14 protein-coding genes are annotated in these 12998 nt (G+C 67.0%); 5 read left to right on the forward strand and 9 right to left on the reverse strand.

Annotation, left to right across the window (positions count from 1 at the left end):
• Positions 1 to 3: 3 nt before the first annotated feature.
• The 5 genes from AC0QC4_RS02055 to AC0QC4_RS02075 form a co-directional block, all read right to left on the reverse strand.
• Complete coding sequence (locus AC0QC4_RS02055; protein ID WP_483658052.1) at positions 4 to 669, reverse strand: DUF1013 domain-containing protein; 666 nt, start codon at positions 667 to 669, stop codon at positions 4 to 6.
• A 102-nt stretch (positions 670 to 771) separates the two neighbouring features.
• Positions 772 to 1794 carry a glycosyltransferase family 4 protein gene (locus tag AC0QC4_RS02060; RefSeq protein WP_483658053.1) on the reverse strand — a complete coding sequence of 341 codons (1023 nt, stop codon included), beginning with the start codon at positions 1792 to 1794 and terminating at the stop codon, positions 772 to 774.
• Complete coding sequence (locus AC0QC4_RS02065) at positions 1794 to 2687, reverse strand: UDP-2,3-diacylglucosamine diphosphatase (protein ID WP_483658635.1); 894 nt, start codon at positions 2685 to 2687, stop codon at positions 1794 to 1796. The genes AC0QC4_RS02060 and AC0QC4_RS02065 overlap by 1 nt, the downstream gene beginning before the upstream one ends.
• A gap of 161 nt (positions 2688 to 2848) precedes the next feature.
• A complete protein-coding gene (locus AC0QC4_RS02070; protein WP_483658054.1) occupies positions 2849 to 3577 on the reverse strand; it encodes a GGDEF domain-containing protein in 729 nt (242 codons plus the stop codon).
• A gap of 183 nt (positions 3578 to 3760) precedes the next feature.
• On the reverse strand, positions 3761 to 4738 hold the full coding sequence (locus AC0QC4_RS02075) for an NAD(P)H-quinone oxidoreductase (RefSeq protein ID WP_483658055.1): 978 nt from the start codon (positions 4736 to 4738) through the stop codon (positions 3761 to 3763).
• An 87-nt stretch (positions 4739 to 4825) separates the two neighbouring features.
• Here AC0QC4_RS02075 and AC0QC4_RS02080 point away from each other — a divergent pair, with 87 nt between their 5' ends.
• The 4 genes from AC0QC4_RS02080 (at position 4826) to AC0QC4_RS02095 (ending at position 8308) form a co-directional block, all read left to right on the forward strand.
• Positions 4826 to 5023, forward strand: coding sequence for a DUF1192 family protein (locus AC0QC4_RS02080; protein ID WP_483658056.1), 198 nt, complete (start codon positions 4826 to 4828; stop codon positions 5021 to 5023).
• A gap of 152 nt (positions 5024 to 5175) precedes the next feature.
• Entirely contained in the window at positions 5176 to 7524 is a 2349-nt protein-coding gene (gene clpA, locus AC0QC4_RS02085; protein WP_483658057.1) for an ATP-dependent Clp protease ATP-binding subunit ClpA, read from the forward strand.
• A gap of 161 nt (positions 7525 to 7685) precedes the next feature.
• Positions 7686 to 7913 (forward strand): AbrB/MazE/SpoVT family DNA-binding domain-containing protein, encoded by a 228-nt coding sequence (locus AC0QC4_RS02090; RefSeq protein ID WP_483658058.1) that lies wholly within the window; start codon positions 7686 to 7688, stop codon positions 7911 to 7913.
• A gap of 2 nt (positions 7914 to 7915) precedes the next feature.
• Entirely contained in the window at positions 7916 to 8308 is a 393-nt protein-coding gene (locus tag AC0QC4_RS02095; RefSeq protein WP_483658059.1) for a type II toxin-antitoxin system death-on-curing family toxin, read from the forward strand.
• On the opposite strand, the gene AC0QC4_RS02100 is transcribed toward AC0QC4_RS02095, so the two are convergent.
• The 3 genes from AC0QC4_RS02100 to AC0QC4_RS02110 all read right to left on the reverse strand — a co-directional run bounded on the left by AC0QC4_RS02100 (position 8309) and on the right by AC0QC4_RS02110 (position 10853).
• Positions 8309 to 9109 (reverse strand): DUF1295 domain-containing protein, encoded by an 801-nt coding sequence (locus tag AC0QC4_RS02100; protein ID WP_483658060.1) that lies wholly within the window; start codon positions 9107 to 9109, stop codon positions 8309 to 8311. It lies immediately after the preceding gene.
• Positions 9110 to 9111: 2 nt separating this feature from the next.
• Entirely contained in the window at positions 9112 to 9783 is a 672-nt protein-coding gene (locus AC0QC4_RS02105) for a lysophospholipid acyltransferase family protein (RefSeq protein ID WP_483658061.1), read from the reverse strand.
• 170 nt (positions 9784 to 9953) lie between these two features.
• Positions 9954 to 10853 (reverse strand): DUF4349 domain-containing protein, encoded by a 900-nt coding sequence (locus tag AC0QC4_RS02110; RefSeq protein WP_483658062.1) that lies wholly within the window; start codon positions 10851 to 10853, stop codon positions 9954 to 9956.
• A gap of 125 nt (positions 10854 to 10978) precedes the next feature.
• Here AC0QC4_RS02110 and AC0QC4_RS02115 point away from each other — a divergent pair, with 125 nt between their 5' ends.
• Positions 10979 to 11923, forward strand: a complete 945-nt coding sequence (locus AC0QC4_RS02115; RefSeq protein WP_483658063.1) for a glutaminase — start codon at positions 10979 to 10981, stop codon at positions 11921 to 11923.
• 121 nt (positions 11924 to 12044) lie between these two features.
• On the opposite strand, the gene AC0QC4_RS02120 is transcribed toward AC0QC4_RS02115, so the two are convergent.
• A complete protein-coding gene (locus tag AC0QC4_RS02120) occupies positions 12045 to 12941 on the reverse strand; it encodes a hypothetical protein (RefSeq protein WP_483658064.1) in 897 nt (298 codons plus the stop codon).
• Positions 12942 to 12998: the final 57 nt, after the last annotated feature.

Genomic DNA, 12998 nt, shown 5'->3' on the forward strand with positions numbered 1-12998 from the left:
CGGTCAGCCCTGCTGGCCGGAGTCCAGCGCCGCCGCTTCGGCCGCAGCCGCCGCTTCCGCAGCCTCGATATGCGCCGCACGCTCGGCCTTGAGCTCCTCGATGAGCGCTTCGCGATCGCCATCGAGGCGCGAGTCGACCGGCGCGACGATGCCCGCCTTCTTGGCCGCCTTGGCCACCAGCGCGTCGAGCTCACGCTGCGAGCACAGGCCCAGCGTCACCGGATCCTTGGGCACGATGTTGCCGATGTTCCAGTGGCTGCGGTCGCGGATCGCCTCGATGGTGGTGCGGGTGGTGCCGATCAGCTTGCCGATCGCCGCGTCCGAGATTTCAGGATGGTTGCGGATCAGCCAGGCGATGCCGTCGGGCTTGTCCTGCCGCTTGCTGACCGGGGTGTAGCGCGGGCCCTTGGTGCGCAGCACACGCTCCGGCCCTTTCAGCATCTGCAGGCGATAGGCGGGGTCGGCCTGCCCCTTTTCGATTTCGTCCTGCGTCAGTTCGAGCGCGCGGACAGGGTCGCGGCCGGTCAGCTTGGTGCCGGCCGTGTCATCCGCGATCGCCTGCACTTCGAGGATGTGCAGACCGCAGAATTCGGCGATCTGGACAAAGGTCAGCGCGGTGTTGTCGACCAGCCAGGCGGCGGTCGCATGCGGCATCAGTGGCTGGGCCATGGCCGTGAAAATCCTTTTCCAATAATAAGGGCCGCCCCTTGCGGAGCGGCCGACACTGGAGATCGTCCTAGCGCGGGCCGCGCTATCGGGCAAGGGCGCGTATCAGGCGGCCATCAGCGCGGCCCGCGCCGGCACAAGGGCGGAGAGGAACTGCTCGGCGCTGGTCCGCCAGCTATAGCTCGCGCCGAGCGCCGCAGCATCGGCGCGGCGGCAGGCAAGCGCCTTGGCAATCGCCGCATCGAGATCCTCATCGAGGCCGCCGGTGGTGGCGGTGACGATGTCCTTGGGCCCGGTCACCGGATAGCCAGCGACGGGGGTGCCGCTGGCCAGCGCCTCGATGATGACGAGACCGAAGGTGTCGGTGCGGCTGGGGAAGACGAACACGTCCGCGCCTGCATAGGCCGATGCCAGCGCCGCCCCCTCCAGCTTGCCGAAAAAGCGTGCCTCGGGATAGCGGGCCTCGAGCTCCGCGCGCGCCGGGCCGTCGCCGACGACCACCTTGGTGCCGGGGTGGCGGCAGGCGAGAAACGCCTCGATATTCTTTTCCACCGCGACCCGCCCGACATAGAGCATGATCGGCCCGGTCATCCCGGCATAGGCCGGATGCGGCGGCACCTGCGGCCCGAACTGGGCAAGGTCGACCCCGCGCCCCCACGCGGCGAGCTGGGTGATGCCGTGCGCCATCAGTTCCGTGCGGATCGACGGCGTCGACGCCAGCACCTTGCAGGCCGGCGCATGGAACCAGCGGATGTAGCGCCAGATCGCGGACGCCGGAATGCCGGTGCGGCGCTCGACATAATCGGGGAACTGGGTGTGATAGGCGGTGGTGAAGCTGAGCCCATGGGTGATGCAATAGCGCCGCGCTGCCAGACACAGCGGGCCTTCGGTCGCAAGATGGATGGCATCGGGCGCAAAGGCGGCGATGCGCGCGCCGATGCGCGACGGCCAGGCCATCGCCAGCCGGATTTCGGGGTAGGTCGGGCACGGCAGCGAGCGATAGAGATCGGGGGTGATGAAGCCGACCGCATGGCCCATCGCGCCGAGCTCGCGCTGCATTGCCTGCAGCGTGCGCACCACGCCGTTGACCTGTGGCTCCCATGCGTCGCTGACGATCAGCACCCGCATCAGGCGGCGGCCAGCTCGGGCACCGCGCGGCGGGCGCGGCGCGGAGCCTCCGCCGTCTCGCGCGCATTGACCTCGTCCGCCCAGTGCAGCACCTCCATGCGACCGTCGAAATGCTCGACCAGCGCGGTGCAGCCCTCGACCCAGTCGCCATCGTTATAATAATCGACGCCCTCGATCTCGCGGATCTCGGCATGGTGGATATGGCCGCAGACCACGCCATCGACCCCGCGCAACTGCGCCTCGTGCGCCACCGTGTCCTCGTAGCGGCCGATGAACTGCACCGCATTCTTGACCTTGTTCTTGGCCATTTTCGACAGCGACCAATAGGGCAGGCCCAGTGCGGTCCGCACGCGGTTGACCGCGTAGTTGACCTTCATCAGCGCGGTGTAGGCGGTGTCCCCGGCAAAGGCGAGCCAGCGGTGGGCGAGCATGATCGTGTCGAACTCGTCGCCATGCAGCACCAGCAGCCGGCGTCCGTCGGCGGTGGTGTGGATCGCCTGGTGCATGATCTCCACCCCGCCGAAATCCATGCCGGCGAACTGGCGGAACATCTCGTCATGATTGCCGGGGATATAGACCACGCGGGTGCCGCGCCGCGCCCGCTTGAGCACACGCCAGACGATGTCGTTATGCTCGGCCGGCCAGAACAGGCGCTTCTTGAGCCGCCAGCCGTCGATGATGTCGCCGACCAGATACATGGTCTCGCAGTCGACATGGTCGAAGAAGTCGATCAGCATGCCTGCATTGCAGCCGCGCGTGCCGAGGTGGATGTCACTGACCCAGACGGTACGATAGCGGCGGCGCTCCCCCACCACCCGCTCGGGCACGTGCGGCTCGCGCTCGGCCACGCTGGCGAAGGCGGCGGGCAGATGGATCGGCGTGACGACGGACATGGACATACCCCCGCAAAGGCTTTCGGCCTGCACCGCGCCCTAACCCGGGATATGTTACAGTTGGAATCGCATAGCGATGACGTGGAAATGACGGATTTGTGGCGTTTCAGCGACAGGCCGCGGCATCGGGCCGGCCGTCGCGGGCGGTTTGCCGCCTTGGTTCAGGCCGCGACCCGGGTCTGGTTGCGGCCGCCATGCTTGGCCGCATACATCGCCGCGTCGGCGCGGCGCAGCAGCGCATCCATGCTGTCCCCGGGCGCTGCAATCGCGATGCCGATGCTGACCGTCACCGCGACGTCGACCCCGTCGGCCACCGGGCACGGGCTGGCGGCGATCCCGTCGCGCACCCGCTCCATCGCCGCCTGTGTTTCGGAAAGACCGGCCCAGTCGCACAGCAGCACGAATTCCTCCCCGCCGAGCCGCGCCAGCAGGCTGCCTTCGGGCGCGGTCTCCCGCAGCCGCATCGCGACATGGCGCAGCGCCGCATCCCCCGCGGCATGGCCGAGCTGATCGTTGACCCGCTTGAAATGATCGAGATCGGCGAGCGCGACCACCGTGCGCCCCTCTGCACGCTCTGCCAACCAGGCACCGCCGCGGCTGAGAAAGGCGCGGCGGTTGAGCAGGCCGGTCAGCTCGTCATGATTGGCGAGCCGGTCGACTTCGAGCAGCAACCGGTGATTGCGCACCGCCATCCAGGCGATGGCGGTCACCGCGACCGGCGCGACCAGCCCCGGAATGATGGCGGAAATCAACAGGCCATAGGCCCGCGACTCCGCGTCCATGTCTGTGGTCAACCATGCGGTCAGCCCCATCGAGGCACCGACCGAGCCGGCAATCACGACGATGCCGATCGCCAGCATCCTGCGCATGAAGGGGTCCATCCGGGTCATGCCGATGTTTTTTCACATCGTGGTAAAGAAAATGCCAACGTGCCGTAGCGGCAAGGACGGCGGTGGGAGGCCCATCGACGACCGCTGGCTGCTTTGGATGCGAGCAGTGAATGAGGTTCGCGCAGAGGCGGGGACAGTATCGGTCGGACTGATTACATAAATTCGGTCGGCGCGATGGCCCCCTCAAACTACCAGCACGATCTTCCCCACATGCCCGCCGCTTTCCATCCGGCGGTGCGCCTCCGCTGCCTCGGTCAGCGGGAAGACCTTGTCCATCACCGGCTTCAACCGCCCCTCGGCGACGTGCGGCCAGACGGTGCGGGCGAGTTCGTCTGCCACCAGCCCCTTGAACGCCACAGAGCGCGGGCGCAGGGTCGAGCCGGTCAGGGTCAGGCGGCGGCGCATGATGTCCATCACATTGACCTCCGCCGTCACCCCGCGCTGGAATGCGATGGAGACGTGACGGCCTTCCTCGGCGAGGCAGGCGATGTTGCGGGGCACATAGTCCCCGCCGACCATGTCGAGCACTGCAGCGACACCCTGACCGTCGGTGATCTTGAGCACTTCCTCGACGAAATCCTGGCGGCTGTAATCGATGGCGTGGGCGGCGCCGAGTTTGCGGGCGGCGTCGCATTTGTTCTCGCTGCCGCAGGTGACGATCGTCTTGAGCCCGAACAGCGTGCCCAGCGCGATGGCCATGGTGCCGATCCCGCTGGTGCCGCCGTGGACGAGGACGGTGTCACCCTCCGTCGCATAGGCGCGCTCGAACAGGTTGGTCCACACGGTGAACAGGGTTTCGGGCATTGCCGCAGCTTCCACCATCGACAGCGCTGGCGGGACGGGCAGGCAGGTAGCGGCGGGCGCGATGCAATAGTGGGCATAGCCGCCGCCCGGAACGAGCGCGCAGACCTTTTGCCCCAGCAGCTCGCGCAGCACGCCATCGCCGGTCGCCACTACCTCACCCGACACCTCGAGGCCGGGCAGCGGGGAGGCACCGGGCGGCGGCGGATAGACACCCATCCGCTGCAGCACATCGGGGCGATTGACCCCGGCGGCGGCGACGCGGATCAGCACCTCGCCCTCGCCCGGGCTGGGGGTGGGCACGCGCACGGCGACCAGCGCGTCCGGGCCGCCGGGGGTGGAGCAGTCTATCGCGGTCATGTCGGCAGGTATCACGTGTATGTCCCCCGGTGCCGTTGCAGCGCAGCTTATTGACAGGCGCGGGCGCACAAGGTCAACATCGCAGCCATGGATATCGATGCGCTTTTCCCCGACCGGCCCGATGACCCGCTGGCGTTGCTCGCCAGGCAGGATCTCGACCGGATGTCGGTCGACGAGCTCGATGCGCGGGTGACAGCGCTGGAAGCGGAAATCGCGCGGACCCGGGCACGGCGGGCGGTTGCCGTCGATCACAAGGCGATCGCGGCAGGCCTGTTCAAGAACTGACCTGCATAAGCCCTTGCCAAGCGGCTTGCGAGGTCCGACATTGGCATCAGGGATTGGGAGACAGACGATTTAGGTAAGGCTGCGCGCCGGATGGTCCGGACGTGCAGTTGGGCGACAATCCCGGCGTGGCCCTCCGGAATGGAGTGAGCGGCATGCCATCCTTTGCCGAAAGCCTTGAGAAGACCCTGCACAATGCGCTGCGCCACGCTGGCGAACGCGGCCATGAATATGCCGCGCTGGAGCATCTGCTGCTCGCGCTGATCGACGACAAGCACGCCAGCGAGGTGATGATCGCCTGCGGCGTCAACCTCTCCGAACTCAAGACCACCGTCACCCATTATATCGACAGCGAGCTCGACAGCCTGAAGTCGAACGAGGCCGGCGAACCGACCCCGACCAGCGGCTTCCAGCGCGTCATCCAGCGCGCGATCCTGCACGTCCAGTCGTCGGGCAAGGACGAGGTGACCGGGGCCAATGTGCTGGTCGCGCTGTTCTCCGAGCGGGAGAGCTATGCCGTCTATTTCCTGCAGCAGCAGGACATGAGCCGGCTCGATGCGGTCAGCTTCCTCAGCCACGGCGTCGGCAAGGGCGGCAAGCCGGCCGCGACCGCGGTCGAGCCGCGCGCCGAGGAATCGAAGGGCGAGACCAAGGCCGAAAAGCCGGCCAAGAAGGAGTCGGCGCTCGCCCAATATACCGTCAACCTCAACGAAAAGGCGGCGGAAGGCCGTGTCGACCCGCTGATCGGCCGCGGTGCCGAGGTCGATCGCACCATCCAGATCCTGTGCCGCCGGTCGAAGAACAACCCGCTCTATGTGGGCGATCCGGGCGTCGGCAAGACCGCGATTGCGGAGGGCCTGGCGCGCAAGATCATCGAAAGCGCGGTGCCCGAGGTGCTGCTGCCGGCGGTGATCTACAGCCTCGACATGGGCGCGCTGCTGGCCGGCACGCGCTATCGCGGCGATTTCGAGGAGCGGCTGAAGCAGGTCGTTTCCGAGCTCGAGGCGCTGCCGCACGCGATCCTGTTCATCGACGAGATTCACACGGTGATCGGCGCAGGTGCCACATCGGGCGGGGCGATGGACGCCTCCAACCTGCTCAAGCCGGCGCTGTCGGGCGGGCAGATCCGCTGCATCGGCTCGACCACCTACAAGGAATTCCGCAACCATTTCGAAAAGGACCGCGCACTGCTGCGCCGGTTCCAGAAGATCGACGTCAACGAGCCGAGCATCGAGGATACCGTCAAGATCCTGACCGGGCTGCGCTCGGCGTTCGAAAACCATCACAGCGTCAAATACACGCCGGATGCGATCAAGGCGGCGGTGGAACTGTCCGCGCGCTACATCAATGACCGCAAGCTGCCCGACAAGGCGATCGACGTGATCGACGAGGTTGGCGCGATGCAGATGCTGGTGCCGCCGAACAAGCGGCGCAAGACCATCACCACGCGCGAGATCGAAGCGGTGATCGCCACCATGGCGCGCATCCCGCCGAAAACAGTGTCGAGCGACGACAAGCGCGTGCTGGAGACGCTCGAGACCGACCTCAAGCGTGTCGTGTTCGGCCAGGACAAGGCGATTTCGGTGCTGTCATCGGCGATCAAGCTGAGCCGTGCCGGCCTGCGCGATCCGGAAAAGCCGATCGGCAACTATCTCTTCTCCGGCCCCACGGGCGTCGGCAAGACCGAGGTGGCCAAGCAGCTCGCCAGCATCATGGGCATTCCGATGCAGCGCTTCGACATGTCCGAATATATGGAGCGCCACAGCGTCAGCCGCCTGATCGGCGCACCGCCGGGCTATGTCGGCTATGATCAGGGCGGACTGCTGACCGATGCCATCGACCAGAATCCGCATTGCGTGCTGCTGCTCGACGAGATCGAGAAGGCCCACCCGGACCTGTTCAACATCCTGCTGCAGGTGATGGACAACGGCCGGCTGACCGATCACCACGGCAAGACCGTCGATTTCCGCAACGTCGTGCTGATCATGACGACCAATGCCGGCGCGTCGGACATGGCGCGTGAATCGATCGGTTTCGGCCAGATCAGCCGCGAGGATGTGCAGGAGGATGCGGTGAAGAAGCTCTTCACCCCCGAATTCCGCAACCGTCTCGATGCGATCGTGCCCTTCGCCTATCTGCCGCCCGAGGTGGTCAACCGCGTGGTCGACAAGTTCATCCTGCAGCTCGAGCTGCAGCTGGCCGACCGCGGCGTCCACATCCAGCTCGACGATGCCGCGCGCGGCTGGCTGACCGACAAGGGCTATGACAAGCTCTACGGCGCAAGGCCCATGGGCCGCCTGATCCAGGAAAAGATCAAGCAACCGCTCGCCGAGGAACTGTTGTTCGGCAAGCTGGTGCACGGTGGCGAGGTGAAGGTGCATCTCAAGGATGCGGCCGAAGGCGACGGCAAGGAGCTGGCGTTCGAGATCGTTGCCGCCCCGCCCAAGCTCGGCAAGGGCAAGGGTGGCGCCAAGCCGAAGAAGGCGGAGAGCTCGGCGGAGTGATCAAAGGCATGGCGGCTTGCGAGCCGCCATGCTGGGCGTTATAACGTTCGTATGAACAAGCGCTTCGTCCCGGATTTTCCGCCAGTGTTGGCGGTGGGCGAGCAGATCATGCGGCAAGACCGCTCTGTTTCGCGCGCCTTGGCGACAACGGGGCGGACGCCATGAACCACACCGTCAAAATCGTGAAAATCGGCAATTCGGCGGGGATCATTCTGCCTAAGGCCGATTTGGAGAAGCTGCAGGCCGGGATCGGCGATTCGGTGATCAAGGTCGATACCCCCAACGGGTTCGAGTTGCGGGCACCCGATGCCGTATTCGAGCGGCAAATGGCTTTGGCGCGTCAGATTATGGAGCAACGCAAGCGGGCCCTGCGCGAACTGGCGAAATAGCAGTGCGCCGGGACTGGGAGTGGGTCACGCTCGACGTGGCTCTGGCAGCACATGGCGAGCAAATCGCGGAGCATGGTGGCGGCGAAGGGGTGCGCGATGTCGGTCTGCTCGACAGCGCCCTGGCGCGTCCACGCAACCTCGCCGCCCTTGACGAACCGGATGCAGCGGCACTGGCCGCAGCTTACGCCTATGGCATCGCTCGCAATCATCCGTTCGTCGACGGCAACAAGCGGATAGCAGCGGTGGTGAGCGAAACATTTTTACTGCTTAATGGCTTTGCGCTCGATGCAAACGATGCCGAGGTGGTGGTCGCCATCCTCGCTCTCGCTGCTGGCGAGTTAAGCGAGCAAGAACTGGCCGACTGGTTCCGCCATCATGTCACCACTGCCGGCTGATTACCCCCGCTTCGGCGGCCAAGGCACAAACCCGCTGGTCCGCGCAACATAGTCGGCATACCCCGGGCGCGTCTTCTTCAGACCCTTTTCAAGGATCGGCGCGCCGCTCCATTTGTTGAGCATCCAGGTCAGCAGGATCGGCGAGGCAATGGTCCACAGGCCGGCGCCGGTCGTGGCGCTGACCAGCCAGATGCCCCACCAGGCGCAGGCATCGCCGAAATAATTGGGGTGGCGGGTGTAGCGCCACAGCCCCTTGTCCATCACCTGCCCCTTGTTGGCAGGGTTCTTGCGGAACGCCTCGAGCTGCGCGTCGCCGATCGTCTCGAAGGCGATGCCGGTCAGCGCCAGCACCGCCCCCGCCCATGCCAGCGGCGCGATGTCCTGCCCGGCGCTGGCGAAAATGCCGACCTGCGCGGGCAGGCTGACGAACCACAGCAGCGGCCCCTGCAGCAGGAAGACGATGACCAGCGAGGCGAAGGCAAAGCTCCAGCCATTCTTCTCCATCGCCCCGCCCAAGATCCGGTCATAGCGCGGGTCGCGCCCCAGCCGCCGCCAGCGCAGCAACAGATGGGTGCCGAGCCTGAGGCCCCACAGGCTGGTCAGCCCGGCGAGCAGCCAGCCGGTCGCGGAAAGATCCCCCGGCGCACCGACCCGCCATGCGCTGAACAGGGCGAGGCCGACCATGCCATAGGCCCAGACGACGTCGATGAAGCTGACATCCTTGATTGCCACCGCGAGCTGCCACAGCAGCATCAGCACGCCCATCAGCACGGCGAGGTTGAGCAACAGGTCGATGAGCATGGTCAGGCGGCGTCCTTGTGCGGCTGCCCCCCCGGCACGGCTGCGGGATCGGGGCCGATGATGTCGGCAAGACTCTTGGTGGCGAGGTGCGGGTTGCGCGGGGTGCAGTCCTTGTAGACGTCCCATACCTTGGCCATGTCGGCGGCATAATCGCCGGTCGGCCAGATGGTGACGGTAAGTCCGCCGGTCTTGCGGCCATAATCCATCAGCCCGACGACCATCGGCACCTTCGCCGCCAACGCGATCTGGTAGAAGCCGGTCTTCCACTTGCCGGATTTGCTGCGCGTGCCCTCTGGCGCGATGGTCAGCATGAATTCGTCGCGCGCGTCGAACTCGGCAACCATCGCCTCGACCAGATTGTGGCTCGCCGAGCGGTCGACCTCGATGCCGCCCATTTCGCGCATGAAGCCGCCCATCGGCCAGCGGAACAGCGACTTCTTGGCCATGAAATGCGCATCGACGCCCAGATCCTGGGTCAGGCCGAGGAAATAGAGAAAATCCCAGTTGGAGGTGTGCGGCGCGGCGATCAGCACGAACTTGCGCGGGCTGGGCACGATTCCCACCGCCCGCCAGCCGTAGCGCTTGTAAAGGGCCAGCAACAGCCACTTGACGATCCGCGACAGCAGACCGACACGCCCCGCGCGCCCGTCGCCTACCCTGCGCTCTTCACCCATCGCCCTGCCCGCTCCTCACCCACCCGGCGCCCTCTCGCTGGAGCGTTACGGATACGGCTTATCCTAGGTCAATTCTGACAGGATGCCAGCGAATTGCACTACGGCATCGGGGACAGGACGCCTGCGGGCCGCTGCACCTTGATGCTGCGGCCCGCAGATAGCGGGATGGCTCAGTCGGCCGCGGTTACGGGGACCGGCCGGGTCAGGCGGGCGCGGATAAGGCGGACCGCCAGCACGACGCCGCCGGCCATCAGCGCCCATGGCAGGAGCAGGCCGAGCAGCATCAGGACAAAGGCTGCCGCCGAGCCGAAGCTGTCGGTCGATGCCGCAAGTGCGCTGGCAAAGGGGCGGCTGCGGTCGAACCCTGCCGCACCGGTGGTGCCGCGATAGGCAAATTCTACCGGCGTAGAGGCAAGCCGCGCTTCACCGCCACGCCGCTCCTGTTCGGCCGATCGCAGCTCGCCGCGCAGCCGTTCGGCCTGTGCCGAAAGATCGCGGCGCTCCCCGGCGCTCAATCCGGGCTGGCGCAGCCGTTCCTCGATGCGGGCAAGGTCGCCCCCCATCGCCGCGCTGGCCTGTTGCGAAGCGGTGATGCCGGTGCCGACATCCTCTCCTCCGACACTGCTGTCGAGCAGCGTGCCGTCGAGCGCGCGTACGCTGGCCACCGCATCGCGGGCGAATCCGCGCGCCAGGGCGGGATCGAGCAGGAAGGACAGGCTGGCGGTCACCGGTCCGCCATCTTCCTGATTGTAGCGCAGGCCGACGACGCGGCAGCGCGCGGTGCCGAGCCGTTCGCACGCCGCGACATGGCGATCCTGCGCCTGGGAGACGGCATCGTCGGCGAGTTCGAAGTTGAAGCGGTAGACGAAGGCCACGCCCGGCGCGACCCGGGGGTCGGCACCCGGTGCGGCGGTGGCGTCGCTGGCGGCCTCTGCGGCGGTCGGTCCGGAGGAGGGATCTTCCTCGGCCGGCTGACTGCATCCGGCCATCGCCAGCGCGGTGGCGGCCAGCGGCAGCAGCAGTCGTCGGGACAGGCGATTGGCGGGACGGGGTTGGGGGAACTCTTGCATCGAACGACACTCCCTCTGCTCTCGAGTAGAACTCTACTCGATTAGTTGAGAATATCGCTTCACCGCCAAATTGCAACGCTCTATCGCGCGTTGCCGCAGCCCCATTTTTGCGTCACCATCGCGCCATGGATCAGCTAGCCCAGACGCTCGCCCGCATCGCTGCAGACATGGCGGCAGCGCCCGATCTGGGGCGGGTGGCCGACTATATCCCGGCGCTTGCGCGGATCGATCCGGCCCAGTTCGGCATCGCCATCGTGCTTGCCGACGGCAGCGTGCACGTCGCCGGCGATGCCGATGTCGCCTTTTCGATCCAGTCGATTTCGAAGGTGTTCACGCTGACCATGGCGCTGGGCAAGGCCGGGGCCGACCTGTGGCAGCGGGTCGGGCGCGAACCCTCGGGCTCTGCCTTCAATTCCATCGTCCAGCTCGAGAACGAGCAGGGCGTGCCGCGCAATCCGTTCATCAACGCCGGGGCCATCGCCGTGGCCGATGTCGTGCTGGGTCGCGGCGATCCGCGTGAGGCGATCGGCGACGTGCTGCGCTTCGTGCGCGCGCTCGCCGCCGATGCCGACGGGCCCGACGAGGGCATCGTCATCGACCGTGAGGTTGCCGCGAGCGAGGCGGTGACCGGCCACCGCAACGCCGCGCTCGCCCATTTCATGCGCGCCTACGGCAATATGGCCGATGTCGAGGGCGCACTGTCGCTCTACTTCCACAGCTGCGCCATCGCCATGAGCTGTCGCCAGCTGGCGATGGCCGGGCGCTATCTGATGGCTGGCGGCATCAACCCCGCGACCGGACACAGCGTGGTCAGCGCGCAACGCGCGCGCCGCATCAACGCGCTGATGCTGACCTGCGGCCATTATGACGGATCGGGCGAATTCGCCTTCCGCGTCGGCATCCCCGGCAAATCCGGGGTCGGCGGCGGCATATTGGCGGTGGTGCCGGGCGTGGCGAGCATCGGCGTCTGGTCCCCCGGCCTCAATGCCCGCGGCAATTCGCTGCGCGCCAGCCTGGCGCTCGAGCAATTGTCTGAGGCGATGGGCTGGTCGGTCTTCACCGCGCGTTAGCGGCCTGACTTGGTTCTGCCATGAAACCGCAGCCCTGAGCCTGTCGAAGGGCGCTTCTCGGCAAGGCGTGCTTCGACAGGCTCAGCACTACGGCCAGACGGCAATCCCTTGGTCTCGCACGCTAGGGATTGGCTGCCAGCCGGGCGATGCCCGCGGCGCGCATCGCTTCCCAGGCGGCGGTATCGGCGCGGACCAGCTCCATCTCGCGCCGCGCAGCCTCCAGCGGGGCGACGCGCTCGGCAAGGTCGACCTCGCGTGCCGCGACCTCGGCCCGGGCAGCGCGCGCGGCTTCGGCACGGCGGCTGCTGTCCGGATTGGCGGCAGCGGCCGCCTCTGCCGTCTCGGCCCGGCGCACCGTCTCGGCAAGCCGCTGACGGGCGCGCGCCTCGCGCCGCTCGCTATAGGCCAGCACCTGCTCGGCATTGCGCATGCGGAACGGCAGAACGTCACCCGGCTGATGGCAATATTGCACCACCGGATCGACCCACGTGCGCGCATCGACCAGTTCCATGGTCGAGATCAGCCACTGGCCCTGCTGGCGGCGGAAGAGGATCTGGTAGAGGCCGATCGGACGCCCGGCACCGTCGCTGACCTGCCATTGGCCGAGCGCGCTTTGCCCGTCCCCGGCGCGCACGAAGCCGACCGGTTGTTCGGCGAGCCGGTTGCCGCTTGCGGCAAAACCGTCACGGATGCGCGCCAGCCCGGTGCGATCGAGCGTCTGCCCGCCGCCGGTCCAGCGGGTGCGGCCGTTGAGCACGAATTGCGCTGCGGGCGATCGACCCGCCTGCACCGCTTCCCAATAGCCGCGCATCACCGCAGGCGCAGGCGTGCGCGCCTCGGCAATCTCGGCGTCGTTCATCGCCTGGCCCTTCATGCAGGCCAGCTCCTGCGCGGCGGCCGCCTGCTGCGCCATCATGTCGCCGACCACCTGGCCGATCCACGCCTGCCCCATCGCCGCCCCGGGCAGCAGCACGAGGGCCGCAGCCGCCAACGGAAGGATTGCCTTGTGCTTACTCACCCCGAGACCCCTCCCCTTTGCGCATTGCCCTGCGGCCAGCGCCGTCGTTTCGGTCAT

Source organism: Sphingomonas sp. jy18 (assembly GCF_056931895.1).

What these genes read in the sequence shown, in the direction of transcription:
- AC0QC4_RS02105 (WP_483658061.1), bottom strand. Translation starts at nt 9,783, where the DNA reads ATGGGTGAAGAGCGCAGGGTAGGCGACGGGCGCGCGGGGCGTGTCGGT.
- AC0QC4_RS02070 (WP_483658054.1), bottom strand. Translation starts at nt 3,577, where the DNA reads ATGACCCGGATGGACCCCTTCATGCGCAGGATGCTGGCGATCGGCATC.
- AC0QC4_RS02080 (WP_483658056.1), top strand. Translation starts at nt 4,826, where the DNA reads ATGGATATCGATGCGCTTTTCCCCGACCGGCCCGATGACCCGCTGGCG.
- AC0QC4_RS02100 (WP_483658060.1), bottom strand. Translation starts at nt 9,109, where the DNA reads ATGCTCATCGACCTGTTGCTCAACCTCGCCGTGCTGATGGGCGTGCTG.
- AC0QC4_RS02065 (WP_483658635.1), bottom strand. Translation starts at nt 2,687, where the DNA reads ATGTCCGTCGTCACGCCGATCCATCTGCCCGCCGCCTTCGCCAGCGTG.
- AC0QC4_RS02115 (WP_483658063.1), top strand. Translation starts at nt 10,979, where the DNA reads ATGGATCAGCTAGCCCAGACGCTCGCCCGCATCGCTGCAGACATGGCG.
- AC0QC4_RS02090 (WP_483658058.1), top strand. Translation starts at nt 7,686, where the DNA reads ATGAACCACACCGTCAAAATCGTGAAAATCGGCAATTCGGCGGGGATC.
- clpA (WP_483658057.1), top strand. Translation starts at nt 5,176, where the DNA reads ATGCCATCCTTTGCCGAAAGCCTTGAGAAGACCCTGCACAATGCGCTG.
- AC0QC4_RS02060 (WP_483658053.1), bottom strand. Translation starts at nt 1,794, where the DNA reads ATGCGGGTGCTGATCGTCAGCGACGCATGGGAGCCACAGGTCAACGGC.
- AC0QC4_RS02055 (WP_483658052.1), bottom strand. Translation starts at nt 669, where the DNA reads ATGGCCCAGCCACTGATGCCGCATGCGACCGCCGCCTGGCTGGTCGAC.
- AC0QC4_RS02075 (WP_483658055.1), bottom strand. Translation starts at nt 4,738, where the DNA reads ATGACCGCGATAGACTGCTCCACCCCCGGCGGCCCGGACGCGCTGGTC.
- AC0QC4_RS02110 (WP_483658062.1), bottom strand. Translation starts at nt 10,853, where the DNA reads ATGCAAGAGTTCCCCCAACCCCGTCCCGCCAATCGCCTGTCCCGACGA.